Source organism: Pantoea sp. SORGH_AS_0659 (genome assembly GCF_031453915.1).
GTDB lineage: Bacteria > Pseudomonadota > Gammaproteobacteria > Enterobacterales > Enterobacteriaceae > Pantoea > Pantoea leporis.
Genome location: NZ_JAVJAK010000001.1, coordinates 1,628,490 through 1,644,888, shown reverse-complemented (window position 1 = coordinate 1,644,888; position 16,399 = coordinate 1,628,490). Strand labels below are relative to the sequence as shown.

The 16,399-nt window shown below is 50.9% G+C and carries 14 protein-coding genes; 1 reads left to right on the top strand and 13 read right to left on the bottom strand.

The genetic code is table 11. From position 1 onward, the window contains the following. Nucleotides 1-155: 155 nt before the first annotated feature. Entirely contained in the window at nt 156-1,442 is a 1,287-nt protein-coding gene (locus Q3H59_RS07655) for a hypothetical protein (protein ID WP_048762565.1), read from the bottom strand. 274 nt (nt 1,443-1,716) lie between these two features. On the opposite strand from Q3H59_RS07655, the gene Q3H59_RS07650 reads away from it, so the two are divergent. Beyond that, nucleotides 1,717-2,757: a hypothetical protein gene (locus Q3H59_RS07650; RefSeq protein WP_048762564.1), complete on the top strand. Its 1,041-nt coding sequence runs from the start codon at nt 1,717-1,719 to the stop codon at nt 2,755-2,757. A 218-nt stretch (nt 2,758-2,975) separates the two neighbouring features. On the opposite strand, the gene Q3H59_RS07645 is transcribed toward Q3H59_RS07650, so the two are convergent. From Q3H59_RS07645 to Q3H59_RS07590, 12 genes are all read right to left on the bottom strand, one after another. After that, on the bottom strand, nt 2,976-3,479 hold the full coding sequence (locus tag Q3H59_RS07645; RefSeq protein ID WP_048762563.1) for a hypothetical protein: 504 nt from the start codon (nt 3,477-3,479) through the stop codon (nt 2,976-2,978). Nucleotides 3,480-3,899: 420 nt separating this feature from the next. Continuing rightward, nucleotides 3,900-4,487 (bottom strand): hypothetical protein, encoded by a 588-nt coding sequence (locus Q3H59_RS07640; protein ID WP_048762562.1) that lies wholly within the window; start codon nt 4,485-4,487, stop codon nt 3,900-3,902. Beyond that, the gene (locus Q3H59_RS07635) at nt 4,477-5,193 is read right to left on the bottom strand and encodes a hypothetical protein (protein ID WP_048284353.1); all 717 of its coding nucleotides are present in this window, start codon (nt 5,191-5,193) and stop codon (nt 4,477-4,479) included. Before Q3H59_RS07635 ends, Q3H59_RS07640 begins: the two co-directional genes overlap by 11 nt. Nucleotides 5,194-5,861: 668 nt before the next feature. Then, a complete protein-coding gene (ybiX, locus tag Q3H59_RS07630; protein WP_222182793.1) occupies nt 5,862-6,539 on the bottom strand; it encodes a PKHD-type hydroxylase YbiX in 678 nt (225 codons plus the stop codon). Between the two features lie 50 nt (nt 6,540-6,589). After that, on the bottom strand, nt 6,590-8,875 hold the full coding sequence (locus tag Q3H59_RS07625; protein WP_137386052.1) for a catecholate siderophore receptor Fiu: 2,286 nt from the start codon (nt 8,873-8,875) through the stop codon (nt 6,590-6,592). 352 nt (nt 8,876-9,227) lie between these two features. Beyond that, a complete protein-coding gene (locus Q3H59_RS07620) occupies nt 9,228-9,395 on the bottom strand; it encodes a hypothetical protein (RefSeq protein ID WP_167391193.1) in 168 nt (55 codons plus the stop codon). Nucleotides 9,396-9,527: 132 nt separating this feature from the next. Next, the gene (locus tag Q3H59_RS07615) at nt 9,528-10,940 is read right to left on the bottom strand and encodes an EmmdR/YeeO family multidrug/toxin efflux MATE transporter (RefSeq protein ID WP_110868362.1); all 1,413 of its coding nucleotides are present in this window, start codon (nt 10,938-10,940) and stop codon (nt 9,528-9,530) included. A gap of 120 nt (nt 10,941-11,060) precedes the next feature. Continuing rightward, the gene (locus Q3H59_RS07610) at nt 11,061-11,810 is read right to left on the bottom strand and encodes an ABC transporter ATP-binding protein (RefSeq protein ID WP_277973756.1); all 750 of its coding nucleotides are present in this window, start codon (nt 11,808-11,810) and stop codon (nt 11,061-11,063) included. Next, entirely contained in the window at nt 11,803-12,678 is an 876-nt protein-coding gene (locus tag Q3H59_RS07605; RefSeq protein WP_137386054.1) for an ABC transporter ATP-binding protein, read from the bottom strand. Before Q3H59_RS07605 ends, Q3H59_RS07610 begins: the two co-directional genes overlap by 8 nt. Next, entirely contained in the window at nt 12,671-13,951 is a 1,281-nt protein-coding gene (gene livM, locus Q3H59_RS07600) for a high-affinity branched-chain amino acid ABC transporter permease LivM (protein ID WP_101762800.1), read from the bottom strand. The genes Q3H59_RS07605 and livM overlap by 8 nt, the downstream gene beginning before the upstream one ends. A 10-nt stretch (nt 13,952-13,961) precedes the next feature. Further along, the gene (locus Q3H59_RS07595; RefSeq protein WP_008105462.1) at nt 13,962-14,876 is read right to left on the bottom strand and encodes an ABC transporter permease subunit; all 915 of its coding nucleotides are present in this window, start codon (nt 14,874-14,876) and stop codon (nt 13,962-13,964) included. Nucleotides 14,877-14,958: 82 nt separating this feature from the next. Then, entirely contained in the window at nt 14,959-16,074 is a 1,116-nt protein-coding gene (locus Q3H59_RS07590) for a branched-chain amino acid ABC transporter substrate-binding protein (RefSeq protein WP_309834126.1), read from the bottom strand. Nucleotides 16,075-16,399 lie beyond the last annotated feature (325 nt).

The window sequence follows — 16,399 nt, the reverse complement described above, 5'->3', positions numbered from 1 at the left end:
AATGGTAAGTGTGGTGAAATTATTGATCATAGATATACCTCTAAAGGCGGTAGCATTAAAATACTCACTGCTTCAACCTAACCGTCAGCCAAGTAATATTTCGCGCAGAATAACACCCCTCATTTTTGTGCTGGGTAAACCGCTGAATAATAGGTTCATTCTTTGTTTAAGCGCTCTTGCGGCGTTTTCCACTTCAGCAACCTTTCAATCGCCGAATCCTCTGACAAGAACTGGCGAGCCAGTTGCAGCCGTTCCATAACCTGCAACTTCTGCTGTACATCAAGCGTTGCCGTATCTGATTCTGCTTCGTGAAAAAACTGCTCCAGCCGTTTGTCTTCAGCCCACTGAACCATAATAGATTTCAGCTCGGTACGGCTGGCACGGTAAGCTTCCTCTTCCCGACCTATCCGCTCCTTTTCAAGATATATGGCGAATTCCCGATCACGCTGGACACACCACTCCTCAGCCTTGATTCTGGCCTCTTCTAGCAGCTTTGAAATTAGCGGAACAGCCTTCTGCATCGCAGAAATCATATTAGGGATCTGGCTAATCAACCCACACTGTTTTGTCTGCCGGAACTGAACCAGCCATTTTGCGGAAGAATAAGGCGAATAAAGTTGCAACAAAAATCGCCCGGTAGGTAGGGTATGTTTCGATACGTGTATCAAATACTCAATATTTTTCCCCCGTATCCACCGTCCCATCTGTTCGTCACGAACATAGCGATTTTTGACTTTTTTCGCCGGAACATACTCCGTCATTTCAGCAAGATTAAACCCAAAGTACATATCACCGACACAAATAATACTTGGCGTATAAGGCCGCCATAAATTGTCCCAGCGATATCCTCCCACTTTTAGATCTTCCTTAATATCAATATCCGTACGATGTAGCCTTTCTCCCGGAGCACCCAGCGTTACCCGATAACCCTTTTTTCCCAGAGCTTCAATGAACCGACTCAGGAACTCAATTGCTTTATCAAATCCCGAATCAGAGACGTTGAGATCCAGTAATTTCTTTTTCGCAGGTTTATAATAGCCATCTTCAGTAACCGAGGAGACTGGCAGATACATTTTAAGATCATTTATCAATCCATAGCCATTACTCGTAACAGAAGCTTGGTTTTGGACTACTGAAGATGCTGCTTTTGATGCCGTAATGGCAGAAGATTGCATTGATGGATTGTCATTCTCACCTACCTTTACCACCTTACCCTTTTTCAGAGCGGGAATTGCAGGCGCAGTCCCTTTCGCCAGCGCTTTCCAATAACCAGCAAGCGGCCTGGGTATGCGCATTTCGCTGCATCGTTTTGCCAGTAACTCAGCACTGATGCCATACAGCACAGTTATACGTTCCGCGGGCTCGCTCCAGACCAAGTGGTACAGCGTTTCCCGATCCTGGGGTAAAGTCGGTGCGGCATCGTGTGGATTAATCTCTGACATTGCGTCTCCCCTCCTTTGGCCTACATTATCAGAAATCTTTGCCTGTGTTGGTGATTGAAAGAAATCTGACCTGCTTTCCCTTGATTGGCGCACCATGGTGTTAGAAATGTCCATTTCATGCTGACAGTAGGAAATCCCTTTGAAGCAGCTTTGAGCGATCAGCGGACGTTTACGCTTAGTTCTGTGCTGATAAAAACATCATTAAATAGTATAATTAATCAAAGGGTCATGTGATATCTTTCATAAAGATTAATTCTTAACTTGTAGGATTATTATGTCAGATTTAGAAAAATTCCTGCCAACCTTGAAACGTTTATCTAAATTAGATAAGCTCTCTGAGAATGAAATTTCAAATCAATTCATGAGGAATCATGGCGTAGAACCAGTGATTTCAAAAAGTGAACTTTGTTATGCTTCTTTCGCAGTTAAAATTGATGATTTAAACTTCTTGCTTACCGAAAGGCCAATATCGTACTTAAATAGACATTGGGGACGATGTTCGAATATTCAGTCGCATGCAAATTCACTTGGTATAGCATTACCCCTATATATTGGAGAAGGTACTCTTTCTTCTGCAATCCATGAAATTAAAAGATGTGAAAATCCACTTGATAATTCAAATAAATGGTTGTTCGAAAACTTCTCATTAGAAATTGCAATTGCTTATTTCAACAAATATTTTATAAAGAGCGAATCACTAAAAAACTATAAAACAATTATTTTTGAAGCTATAGAGGCTTTTTATTTGGGATATGATCATATATCTATAATGTCGCTCTTCCCTGTCTTTGAAGGTGGGTTGAGGAACTTACTTGTAAAATTTTGTGATGGTGATAACACAAATACAAGTGCAGACAGATTTGAAAAGGAAATAAGAAAACTCATTATTACATGGGGAAGACGGCAGCTCCCAAATTTTGACTGGCATCCCGGCAAAGGTTATGACATTGAAACTGAGGTGGATTTTTTCACACATTTAAACCCCCAGTGTGATGTGATTAATTCAACCAGATCTTTTTTTAAAAACGTCATATATAAACCAACTGGAGGTGTTAATGAAGGTAGTTTCAATAGACATTTGACACTACATTTGCTGAATCAGGATTTCAATGAGCCATCTAATTTCGTTAGGATTTTCTTGGCGTTAACACATTTAACCTTTGCAGAAAGTCTGATGAACAATAATGTCCCTTTCTTCTGGGAAGGTGTAGATGACAATGACCGACGCATTGCTTCATTCATTTCTAGAAGTGGTGATGTTATTTTTGGAATGCGTAGAAAAGAAATTAGTAAGCTTGGGTTAAATTTATACTGATGTAAGCGTAATCTAAAATACAAATCAAGTATAGGTCGTATCCCTCTTTTTTCGATTGCCCTAAAGGAAATTTATAACATCCGCTTTTGGCACGACGCGGATGCATTAACTGAGCGAAGGGGCCACTGTGAGTTAGAAGCGGATGTTAGGAATGGGTATCTGTCCTATAAGCGTAAGAAGTGGTGGGAGACTGTATTGAAATCCTCCCTCTTATGCATTCAAAAAAATGGATCTAGTATTATAAAATCGTTACCCCGCTTCATTACATTTTTGGGGCAAACCAAATCAATATGTAGATTGTTATTCCTGGCATATACAAACAGTATGTCTATGTCATTAACCAAACCAAAAGGATCAGTTGCAGGTTTTTTCCCTTGTCTTATTTCATTTAAAGCTGTTAAAGCCCATGTTTGATAATTTTCACTTTCTTGCTGAGACATTGCAGTTAGTAGTTCGGTTTCTGTGATTGAATACTCTCCGTTAAAGTTTAAATCATTAACAATTCCTAATGGCTCACTATGAAGAAATATTTTAACTACATTTTTTAGGCCAGAGCTAGCAGATAGAATAAGCCTGGCGAAGTGCGGATAACCAGGATCATCTCCAATACGAACAACGGTCGAACCTTTAACTAAAACATCTGTGTATATTCCCGATAAATTATTAGAAATTGCTGTATAACCTTTAGCTTTGTAAGAGTTAATAGATTGTTGTTTTGTCATTTACTTTACCTTACGCCAGAAAGATATCTGCTCAGCACTCTATATTATCCGATATTTGGCTGAGTGGCTTTGACTTTATCAGTAGGTTATCCTGTAAGTATCCCTGCAAAACGAACCATCAATTTTTAGAGAGTCTTTGGCCCCCCAGCTTCCGCTCCTGGCACGAAACGGACAGGCAGGAAAGCCGTCAGGTCTGAATCGGACGATATGCCTAAAGCCAAGTGGACTGACACCCCTAAAGCTAGATTGTTCCTGATATGTAAATGAGATTTATGCATATACACTTCTGGTACAAAGTCGCCACCAAGAAAGAATCTAGGTTTGCTGCGTACCCGCTGTTGGTCCTGCTCCGGGTATGGTTTTTCTGAGGAGAGCAGTGAACCTAACTATAGGCTGTTTCGAAAAGTATTTTGAGTGCGGTTACTCTTTCCAGGGAACCCGCCAGGTACTGCCATCTTTCTTGCCTCTGTACGGCTCACCGCCATTCTCACGTTCATCTGTCCGGAAACATTTTTTACCTTCCTCGCAGAAGACCCATTTTAGACGGGAATTATGGATCTGCTCATTCAGAGATGACAGTTCCGCCCGACGTTGCTGAACCTCGTCCAGTGAAGGGATCAGATATAAAATGGATGCGATAAAAACCAGCATCAATATAAACTGTGTGCCGAGAATATAACACCAGCTCCTAAAATTGAGGTTTTTTGCCGCTTTCTGATACTGCTCTGTTGCTGTTTTGGCTGCATCATTTGCCTGTTGAAATTTGACACTCAGCAGCTCCGCCGCCCTGTTGGCGGTTGTTTCCGCTGAACTATTTATGTTGTGGCGAACACCATCTTCCAGCTTCTGTAGATTGACATTCATCTTGTTAACAAAAGAAGCCAAAGCCACTGTTGCTTCTCTAGCTTTCTCACCATCATGCTCTGCTGCCTCGCGCAGTTTTTCGGCTGCGTCAAAGAACAACTGAACATCACGGTCAGTTAGGCTTTTGTCCACGTTATCTCCCATAGTTCCATCCTCGCTCCATTCGCAGCTCCTTTTTCTCAAGCTCCAGCTCCAGTGCTCTTTCCATTTTCAATTCCCTTTCTTGTCTGTACGTCATCCATTTTTGATGGGACATGTTCAGCGCCATCAGATCCTCCAGCGCAACAAATTCCATGCCGCCCCCAGAATCCACAACCACGATCAGTGCGCCAGAACCTGTTTCTCCCGTACCCTGGCACCAGCGCACAAGCTTCAGATAATCCTTCTCCTGTGTATCCCGTTCATCGTTTCTCGACGAAATAACGTCATCCGCCACGGATTCAATGAACCTCTCCAAAGCAAATGGCTTTTTCGCAGGTTTTTGTGTGTCGAATGCATCAAGATAAGGAGAAAAGAATGCTTCAACCCCTTTCAAAGGAAATGGCGCCGTTTCCACGTACCAGTGGACTCTGCGAGAAATACTCAGCATTTCCTGCTGCTCTTGTATAGTCGGTAATAGTTTTCTGTACCGAGTGAGTTCCTTTTTAGAACGGTTCGCCTGTGCCTTGAACTCGATAAGACGCAATGTACCTGGAAAATCGAGCAGGACATCACCTAGCGCCTTATCTTCCGGAGTCTGCTGCAACAAACTGACAGCCCCCGGAAGATATCCGGATTTGAGCCGTCCTCCTATGGAAACGCCCAATCCATAAAGGAAATTACCAATCACCACGTTTTCATACAGTTTCACGATCGTCCTTCCGCTGCTCAATAACTACGTGATATTTTTTCTTTCACACATCTTTTCTGAGAACACCTTCAAGTATGAAGTTCTCTGCCTCATGGTGCCATACATTATTTATTCTTATAAAAACATTATCGTATAGCTACATACTGGTCTGGTACCACCGGGCCAAGCCGGCACTGATGCCTGCGCTGAGTCATCTAATCTGTCGCTAGCGTTCTCGGCGTACTGCTGCCTAATCCAGTGTTGCGGGGTATGACAGTGAATCCGACTGTGGGGAGTTCTAAAAAAATATTTGTAAGCTATGCTGAATCCATACTTAATCTGACACATTCATTATGACCTGTTCCTCATCTTTGAACGTATTGTTAAGTCTGAAACTTCCGCTTCGGAATAAACAGACTGTCAGCTGTTGCACTACAGGGAAAGCCCCTCGTTACTCGCTCCGACTGCGCTTCCTACAAGGAACCCCATTATAATGATCACCCCATGCAGTGGAACTTCTCATACCAGATTTATGTAACCCAAAACTATTGGTGGTCATTCTGGTGGTCTTGACAACAAGTGAATTCAGGTTTAGCTTACTTATTAGCCACTTGCTGGCAAAGGCGATCCCAGTCAGAGGAGCCATATTTAGAGAAGCCCGCTTAGGAAACTAAGCGGGCTTTTTGCTTTTACACTTCCGTCCAGCCGCGCAGCAGGTTGTGATACATGTTCAGCAGCGACAACAGCTCTGGGCTATCACCGTGACGCGCTTTGAGGCTTTGAATATTGCGATCCAGCTCGAACAGCATGGCGCGCTGTTTATCGTCGCGCACCATCGACTGAATCCACAGGAATGAAGCGACGCGCGCACCCTGGGTAACCGGCGTGACGCAATGCAGGCTGCTCGACGGATACAGCACCAGATGGCCCGCTGGCAGTTTCACCTTGTGCTGACCATACGTGTCTTCAATCACCAACTCGCCACCTTGGTAGCTTTCAGGTTCGCTGAGGAACAGCGTGGCGGAGAGATCGGTTCGCATCCAGCCCGCCGCGCCGTTATGGCGTACCGCGCCATCGACATGAAAACCGTAGGTTTCGCCCTGCTCATAACGGTTAAACAGCGGTGTGGAAATCGATCGTGGTAATGCAGCGGAAAAGAACAGCGGGTTGTTGTTCAGCGCCTGCATCACCGCGGTTTGCAGCTGATCGTACAGTGGCGTGCGGGTATCGATCTGCTGATTGTTTTTCACCGTCGCGCCCTGGCTGCCGACCGTCGCCCTTCCGTCGATCCATTCGGCCTGTTGCAGCAGCGTGCTAAAACTCGCTACCTCTTCCGGCGTCAGTACAGCAGGAATGTGATACATCATCGCGTTGTTCTCTCAAAAATTGTGGGGCGCGCACGCCCCACGACGTTAACTTAGAAATGCACGTTTGCCGTCAGCAGGAAAGTCCGTGGCTCGCCTGGATGGTAGCGATAACCGCTCTTATTGATTGACGCAACATAGTTGGTATCAAACAGGTTGTACACGTTGAGCTGCAGATCGAGGTTGTTGTTCACCTTGTAGCCCAATTTGGCATCGGCGACCCAATAACCTTCGGTGTGATCCGGCGTACCGACTGCACCATCGCTGCCGCGACGCAGGCTGCCCACATAACGCGCACCGGCACCGACTGAAATCGCATCGGTTGCCTGATAGTTGGTCCACAGCGTAAAGGCGTGCTTCGGCGTGTAAGCCAGCGCAGAAGATCCATCCTGCGATACGCTATCCCCTTCGGTCACGGACGCATGTTGCAGGGTATAGCCGGCGATCACTTCCCAATCTGGCGTGATGTTGCCGGTGGCTGAGAGCTCATAACCTTCCACACGTTTTTTACCGGCTTGCGAATAGGTGCCGTCGTCATTAGCGGTGACTTCATTTTCAATATCGGTACGGAACAGCGCTGCATTCAGCAACAGACGTTTATCCAGCACCTGCCATTTGGTGCCCACTTCGCTGGACTTGGCTTTCTGCGGTTTAAAGTCGGTGCGGTTGGCACTGTTGCCGGTGCCGCCCGCGGCCAGTGCAAAGCTGCTGCCACCTGGCGGTTGCTGAGAAATGGCATAGTTAACATAGACGTTGCCCTGCTCGGTCAGACGATAAAGCGCACCGGCTTTCCAGTTCACCAGATTGCCCGATTTTGCGGTATCCACGGTGGTAACCGGCGTATTGCGCGGCACGCCAGCTGGGCACGTCAACGCACCGCGTCCGGTGCCGCCACAGGCGGTCGCGCTGTCATACTCGGTGTGATAGTTATCGAGACGAATGCCGCCGTTCAGCTCAAAACTTTTGGTTATCGCGAGCGTATCAAAGGCGTAAATGCCTGCGGTATCGGTTTGCCCGTTAGCATTGGCACCATTCCTGTCCAATCCACCCACCGAAATGCTGCTGATAGGATGGTAGATATTGACCGAAGGCGGCGTGATCGCATTGACGCCGTAGTTGGTTTGATTTTCACGCGTAAACTCCACGCCCGCGCTGACATCGTGCCCAACCGAACCGGTGTAAAACTTCGAGGTGATGTTGGTTTGGTTGGAGAGAATGCGGTTGCTGATGTCTTTGGTGTTCGCCAGGCGCGACCAGCTCCAGCTATTCACATCGTTCCGGTTTGGCGCAGTGATATTGGTGGCGCCGCCCATCACCGCCGTCAGCAGATATTCCTGCTTCACGCGTGACCAACGCGTGGTGTTGCGGATGGTGGTGCTGTCGTTAATATCGTGCTCGAAGCGTATGGTGGCGCTGTCGGTGGTCGATTTATCAAAGTCAGAATCGGTGCCGTAATAGTTACTGGTCGCGACTTTGCCAGAATTGTTCAGTGCCGATGTCGCCGCATTCGGCGCCGAATAGCCCGGCAGGCCAATGGTTGGAATGCCGCCATCGGGCGTATTGTTTTGATGCACATGCAGATAGTTGAGGTACAAGCGCGTTGCAGTATCCAGACCCAACGCCAGCGATGGCGCCACGCCATAACGCTCGTTCTGCACGTTATCACGCGCCGCATCGTGAGTTTTCTCACCCATCAGATTGAGGCGGAACGCGGCGTTGTCATTGATCGCCTGGTTGTAATCCAGCGTGCCGCGACGCATCCACGCGCTGCCAACGCTGACTGAGGCGTCGAGCCCGGTATCGAGGCGCGGCTGTTTGCTGATCATATTAATCGAACCTGACGGCGCGCTGCGTCCGTAATCGGTGCCCGATGGCCCTTTAATCACTTCAACCTGCTGAGTGTTGAAGGTATCGCGCGTCACGCTACCAATATCGCGAATACCATCAACGTAAATGCTGTTGGAGGTATCAATGCCGCGCATATACACCGCATCACCGGTAGTAGAACTGCCGTTTTCCCCCGCATAGAACGCGCCCACGCCCGGCACGTTTTTCAGCGCGTCGGTAAGATTGGTTACGCCCTGATCTTTAATCACCTGATCCGGAATCACCGTCATGGTGCGGGTGGTATCCACCAGCGGACGATTGAATTTCGGATCGGCAGATGCGTTGGGGGCATACAGCGATGGCGTATGCGCTTCAACCACTAAGGTATCGTCAGATTTTTTGTTGGCATTTTCTGCCGCTAATGCGGCAGCAGGAGAAATACCAATGCAAAGCCCGGTGAACAAGGTCAGGGAATTGAAGCTGCCAAACGGCAGGTTGCGATTTTTATCCATTTTTAAGGGAGTGAGTTTCTTGTAATGATTGACGCGCACATCACATCAGCGGAGGGCCTGGCGCAGAAGCATTCCGGCGGCAAGGCGTTGAGCTGGCGTGACACCTAAATGATAACGCCAATGGTTATCATTTACTTTTCTATCTTACACGCAAGCCGCGAGTTAGGAATACATTTCTTTACGAAAAAATTACGGTATCAAGACAATTGATAGAGAGTGTAAAAATCTGATGAATTTTTTTGAACGAAGGGTCAAATTTCAGGCATAAAAAACCCGCTGGCTAGAGCGGGTTCTTTATTCAACAGCGCACAGCTCATTCCAGTAGCTGTAGCGGATGACATGGTGCAGGCGCTCATCTCTCATAGTAACGATACACCGAAGGATGGAACTCAACACCGTACAGCTGGCTGATGGGAATCAGCAGGTCGATATGATTACTGAGATCGAATTCGCGCTCTTCTGCGGGTCCAGTCTCGCCATTGATCAGTTGGTTAAACCACTGCTGCAAGAGGTGTTTCATTGTCAGCTTCTCCACAAATGTTTGACGCTGACAGTAAACCGTATTCTCTCCTATAACCAAACCGATTAGTTGTGCGCTTCATTGCCAATTAATGCATATACGTAGAGCCCACAATGGGCACCAGCCAATGCCCTATCCCCTGCTCTTCGCCATCATCTTGCGGTAATTGTTCAGCCATTTGCCGCTGTTGAGTCGCCACCAGAAAAATACGCCGCGCACCGTCCAGTCGAGGAACATGCCGAGCCACACGCCTATCACGCCCATTCCCAATACAATCCCAAGGAAATAACCTGCTACGACGCGGGCGCCCCACATGCTAAACATTGACACATACATGGTGTAACGCGCATCGCGCGCGCCTTTCAGGCTGGCGGGCAGCACCCATGAAGCGGTCCAGATCGGCATAAAGGCGGCATTCAGCCAAATCAAATGCTTGGTAACTGAAATGACTTCCGGATCGCGGCTGTAAAACTGCGCGAGTGTTCCGGCAAGCGGCACGGTGATCAACGCCAGCGAACACAATCCAATCATCGCCAGCCAGAACACGTGTTTGATTTGGCGTTCAGCCTGCATCACCTGATTCAGTCCCAACCTGCGGCCGGTAATAATGGTCGACGCCGATCCCAGCGCGTTACCTGGCAGGTTAATCAGCGAAGCAATCGAGAAGGCGATAAAGTTACCGGCGATCTCATTGGTACCCATGCCAGCGACAAAAATCTGCGTGAGCAGCTTACCGCCGTTAAACAGTACCGATTCAATACTGGCGGGCACGCCAATGCCCAACACTTCCATCAGAATATTGCGATCCCAGCGCCGGAAATAGCTGGCGATGGAGATTTTCAGGGCTGGCGTAATGCCGCGATACAGCACGTAAATCGCCGCCGCCGCACCAATATAGCGCGAAATGGTTAAGCCCAATCCGGCACCAACAAAACCCATACCTTCCCAACCGAGGCAGCCGTAAATCAGCACGCTACTGATCACGATGTTGAGAATGTTCATGCCGCCGTTGATCAGCATCGGGATTTTAGTATTGCCCGCGCCACGCAGCGCGCCGCTGCCAATCAGCGCAATTGCCGCTGCAGGATAGCTCCACGCCGAGGTTTGCAGATAGCTCAGCGCCAGCTCTTTCACTTTGGGATCGGCGCTGCCGGCAATCACATCAATGATCAGATGCCCCCAAAACTCGATGGCGATCACCAGCACAAACGCCAGCGCGGTCATCAATCCCAGCGACTGTCTGGTGGCGGCTCGCGCACGTTTGCCGTTGCGTTTCGCCAGGCTGAACGCCACCACCACCGTGGTGCCGAGATCGATGGCGGCAAAGAAGGAGATGATCACCATGTTGAAGCTGTCGGCCAAACCGACGCCCGCCATCGCTTCTTTACCCAGCCAGCTCACCAAAAAGGTACTGAGGACGCCCATCAGCATCACGCAGAGGTTTTCGATAAAGATGGGCACGGCTAATGGGGTGATTTCTCGCCAGAACAACGTACGGTAAGCGCGGCGCTTGGGATACCACGCCGTGTTTCTGACCGCCCGCATCACTGCTACGCCAGGATTTTGCAAGGGATTACCAAATCACTTTGGAGAGGAAGAAGAGTAATAATGATGATAGGCCACTGAGAATTATGCAAAGTGTTTCCCCTCACCATTTAATCATTATTACAAACTTTTTGTCGCCACCACCGCAGGATCGGCTGCGCCGCCCAAATAGGCGCTGCGCACGTCGTCATTATTGAGCAGCTCTGCGCCGCTGCCGCTCAGGCGAATCTCACCGTTCACCATCACATAGCCGCGATCGGCTAGCTGCAATGCATGGCGGGCATTCTGCTCCACCAGAAACAGCGTCATGCCTTGCTGGGTCAATTCGCGCAGAATGCCAAAGATCTGCTTCACCACAATCGGCGCGAGGCCAAGACTGGGTTCGTCGAGCAGCAACAGCTTAGGTCGACTCATCAGCGCACGCGCAATCGCCAACATCTGCTGCTCGCCGCCGGAGAGCGTCATGGCGCGCTGCTTACGCCGCTCCAGCAGGCGCGGAAACAGCTGATACATGCGCTCTTTGTCCTCTTTAACAAAACGTTCGCCGATAGCGATGGTGCCCATCAGCAGGTTCTCTTCCACCGTCATATCAGGAAAGATGCGTCGTCCTTCCGGGGCCTGCGCAATGCCGCTGGCGGCGATGAAGTGCGTCGAACGCTGGCTGATCGCTTCGCCGCGCAAGCGAATCTCGCCGCTGGCAATGCGCGGCTGACCAAAGATCGACATCAGCAGCGTGGATTTTCCCGCGCCGTTAGCGCCAATCAGCGCCACGGTTTCGCCCTGATTCACCGTCAACGACACCTGTTTCAACGCCTGCAAAGGACCGTAAAACACATCGACCTGCTCAAAAGCCAGCATCGGTTCAGCCATGATCGCTCTCCTCTTCTGCGCCGAGATAGGCGGCAATTACTTTGGGATCGTGACGAATTTGCTGTGGCGTGCCCTGGGCAATCACATCGCCATGATCGAGCACCACGATGTGATCGGAAATGCGCATCACCATTGGCATGTCGTGTTCAATCAGCAACACGCTGATGCGATGGTCGGCGCGCAGACGATGCAAAATCGCGCTCAACGCCTCGGTTTCCACCGGATTCAACCCAGCCGCCGGTTCATCCAGACAAATCAGTTCCGGTCGCGTACACATGGCGCGCGCGATCTCCAGCCGCCGTTGCTGACCGTAAGAGAGCGTGCCCGCCAGGCGGTTAGCGCTGGCGACCAAATCGACGTTTTCCAGCCAGTAAAAAGCGCGATCCAGCGCGCGATTTTCTGCTTCGCGGTAGCCGCGCGTGTTCAGCACGCCCGCCAGCAGCTGACGATTGACCTGCATATGCTGTGCCACCAGCAGATTCTCAATCACCGACATTTCGCGGAACAGCCGGATATTTTGAAAGGTACGCGCCAGCCCGGCGCGGTTCACCAGATGCGCGCCGCCAAACATCTTGTACCAGAGCCGCGAGCCGAGCCGTGTAGGATTGATCCAGTCACCTGCGTGAATTTTTTGCCCCAACACCTGAATCACATCGGTGCTGCGCTGATTGGCGTTAAGCACAATGCGTCCGCCGCTGGCGCGATAAAAACCGGTCAGGCAGTTGAACACCGTGGTTTTACCGGCACCGTTAGGACCAATTAATGAGGTCACCGAACCGCGTTCCACCGCCAGGCTGACGTCATTCAGCGCCTTGATGCCGCCAAAGCGCATCATCAGGTTGTCCACTTGCAGGATGGCATCACTCATGGCGCACTCCTTTTCGCAGCGGCACGCCAACGCGTGCGGTGCGCACCAGCCCACGTGGCCGCCAGATCATCATCAGCACCATTAGCATGCCGAACAGCAGCACGCGGTATTCGGCAAAGCTGCGCAGCAGTTCCGGTGCCACCGTCAGCACAAACGCCGCCAGCACCACGCCGAGCGTCGATCCCATCCCACCGAGCACCACAATGGCGAGAATCAGCGCCGACTCAAAAAAGGTAAACGAGGTGGGATTAACGAAGCCCTGATAGCTGGCAAAAAACACCCCGGCGATGCCCGCGGTTGACGCGCCCAACATAAAGGCTGAAAGCTTCACCAACACATGATTAAGGCCCATCGCGCGGCAGGCAATCTCATCTTCACGCAGCGCTTCCCAGGCGCGGCCAATCGGCATACGCGTCAGGCGATGCTTGATCCACAGCACCAGCAACACCACCAGAACCAGCACAACATAGATAAAGATAAATTTCATATTCGGGTTGTAAGTGACGTGCAGAAACTCGTGATACGGCACGCCGCCATCGCGCGCGCGGCGGGCAAACTCGAGGCCAAAGAAGGTAGGCGACGGCACGGAAACCCCGTTCGGGCCGCCGGTAAAGGCGACCCAATTGGTCAGCACCAGACGAATGATTTCACCAAAGCCGAGCGTAACGATCGCCAGATAATCGCCGTGCATGCGCAGCACCGGGAACCCGAGCAGCGCGCCAGCAAAAGCGGCCAGCAGCGCCGCCAGCGGCAGCATGCTCCAGAAACCCAATCCGAGATATTGATAGCCAAGCGCCAGGCCGTACGCTCCGATGGCATAAAAAGCCACGTAGCCGAGATCGAGTAATCCGGCGAGCCCAACCACAATATTCAAGCCCAACCCGAGCAGCACATAAATCAGGCCGAGAATCGCCACCGTCAGCAGATATTTACTGGAGAGAAACGGAAAGGCCAGCGCCACGATCAGCAGCAGCGGCAATATCCAGCGCAAACGCGAACGATAGCCGGGCTCGCGCACGTAAACCCCGTCATCGCTGCTGGCAAACTTGCGCATGATGCGCTGACCAACAGGCGCGTGCAGAAACAAACTGAACAGCAAACGCCCCGCCATCACCACCGCCACCAGCAGCGCCACGCGCTGTGGCGACAGTTTGAAGCTGTAACCGTCGAGCACCACGCCAACAATCGGACCAAATACCACCAGCGCCACTAACCCCGCCAGCAGCGTATCGAGCAGCGCCTGGCGCACAGGATTTTGCGTCATTGCATTCATCGGGGCTTCCTCACACTTTAGCGACCAGCGGACGTCCCAGCAGTCCTTGCGGGCGGAAGATCAAAATCACCACCAGCAGCGAAAACGAGAACACATCTTTGTAGTCAGAATTCACCATCCCGGCGAACTGCGCTTCCGCGACGCCCAGCAATAATCCGCCAAGCATCGCGCCCGGCAGTGAACCGATGCCGCCGAGCACTGCGGCGGTGAACGCTTTGATGCCAATGATAAATCCGGCGTAAAAATCAAAGGTGCCGTAATTCATGGTCACCAGCACGCCAGCTAATCCCGCCATCGCCGCACCAATCACAAACACCAGCGAGATAACGCGATCGGTATTGATGCCGAGAATGGAAGCCATGCGCCGATCCTGCTGCACTGCACGGCAAATACGCCCGAGTTTGGTGTACTGGATAATCCAGGTCAGCAGCGCCATGCCGCAAAACGCCGCGATCAGGATGAAGATTTTGGTCCAGGTGATTTGCACCACGCCACCATCAAATTCCATGCGCAACACGCCGGTCAGCAACGTCGGAATGCCCTGCTGATTTGGCCCCTGACTGAGTTGCACATAGTTCTGCAAAATCAGTGACATGCCAATTGCTGAAATCAGCGGCGCAAGGCGCGTCGAGTTGCGCAGCGGTCGATAGGCGATGCGCTCAATCGCCCAGCCGTAAGCCGAGGTGACGATAATGGTGAAGATTAAGGTGCCGAATATCAGTAGCGGGAAAGAGTGAATGCCAAAAAAGCTGAGTAGTGATAAGCCAATGGCACATAGATAGGCGGAGATCATATACACCTCGCCGTGGGCGAAGTTGATCATGCCGATAATGCCGTAAACCATGGTGTAGCCGATGGCGATCAGGCCATACACGGCACCGAGCGTTAAACCGTTGATCAGCTGCTGTAAGAAAAAGGCGTCCATAATGTCGTCTCGTACTCAATGGGAGCGCACACCTCGCGCGCAATCGCGAATGGCCCCGCACTGTACGGGGCCGCGTGGCACATTACAGCTGGTGATACTTGCCTTTGTCGTCCCATTGATACACGACGTAATCCGACACCTTGAGATCGCCTTTACTGTCCCAGGCTTTTTTGCCCATGACGGTATCGACGCTGTTGGCTTTCAGCCAGTCGCTGGCCTTGGCGTTGTCTTTACCGGCTGCTTTGTAAGCGGCGGCCAGCGTCTGCACGGAGGCGTAGGCATACAGGGTGTAACCTTCTGGCTCAAATCCGCCGGCGCGGAATTTGTCGATAACCGCTTTGCCATCGGCGATGGTGCGCGGATCGTTGCCGAAGGTCATGTAGACGCCTTTGGTATATTGCGGGCCGCCTGCTGCCGTCACCATCTCTTCCGTCACGATGCAGTCACCCGAGAAGAAGGCGGCATTAACGCCCTGCTCACGCATCTGGCGCACCAGCGGACCGGCTTCCGGATGACAGCCGCCGAAATAGACCACGTCCGGTTTCAGCGCGCCGATCTTGGTTACCAGCGCATTGAAATCTTTCTCACCGCGCGACAAGCCTTCATACAGCACTTCTTTCACGCCACGCTTCTCAAGTGAGGCTTTGGTGGCATCCGCTAAACCCTGGCCGTAAGTGTCTTTGTCATGAATGATGACCACTTTCTTCGCTTTGAGCTTGTCGATGATGTAATCCGCGGCGATGGCGCCCTGCTGGTCATCACGACCACACATGCGGAATAGGGTTTTCATGCCGCGTTCGGTAATTTTCGGGTTGGTTGATCCGGGCGTGATCGCCAAAACGCCAGCCTCATCATAGACTTCCGAGGCGGGCATGGTGGAAGAGGAGCAGAAGTGGCCGACCACCGCCATTACTTTGTCCTGATCGACCAATCGGTTAGCGACGGATACCGCCTGCTTCGGTTCACACGCGTCGTCGCCCTGCACCAGCACGATTTTCTCGCCGTTGATGCCGCCTGCCGCATTGATATCCTCCGCGGCCTGGCTTGCGCCTTTCCAGTATTGCGCGCCGTACGTCGCATTAGGCCCAGAGAACGGACCCGCCACACCAATTTTAATATCTGCCTGAGCGTAAAAGGCCACGCTTAAACAACCTGCAATCGCCACCTTCATTGGGTGTTTTATGAATTTCAAAGACATGCTTTCAATCCTCAACGGGTCAGGAACGGAGCCATACCACGGCCTGGGAGAAATCAATTTCTGAAACTTCGGCAGAACAGAGTGCGGCCTCCAACACCCGAAGAGTCGCCATTTATGGCAACCTGCTTTGAGAACCGGATAGATTCATTAAGGCCACGGTTGAAAACTAAGCAATAAGCTCGCCAATACCGTGAAGGTGGACGATTTATTACTCGGGCATCGCTCCAGAACAGGAGACACGCGATGTAACATCCCTGCTGATCATAAACATAGCCGCGGTTACGCCACGCACCAGCACCGTGATGGTGCAGAATGCGATCGATCA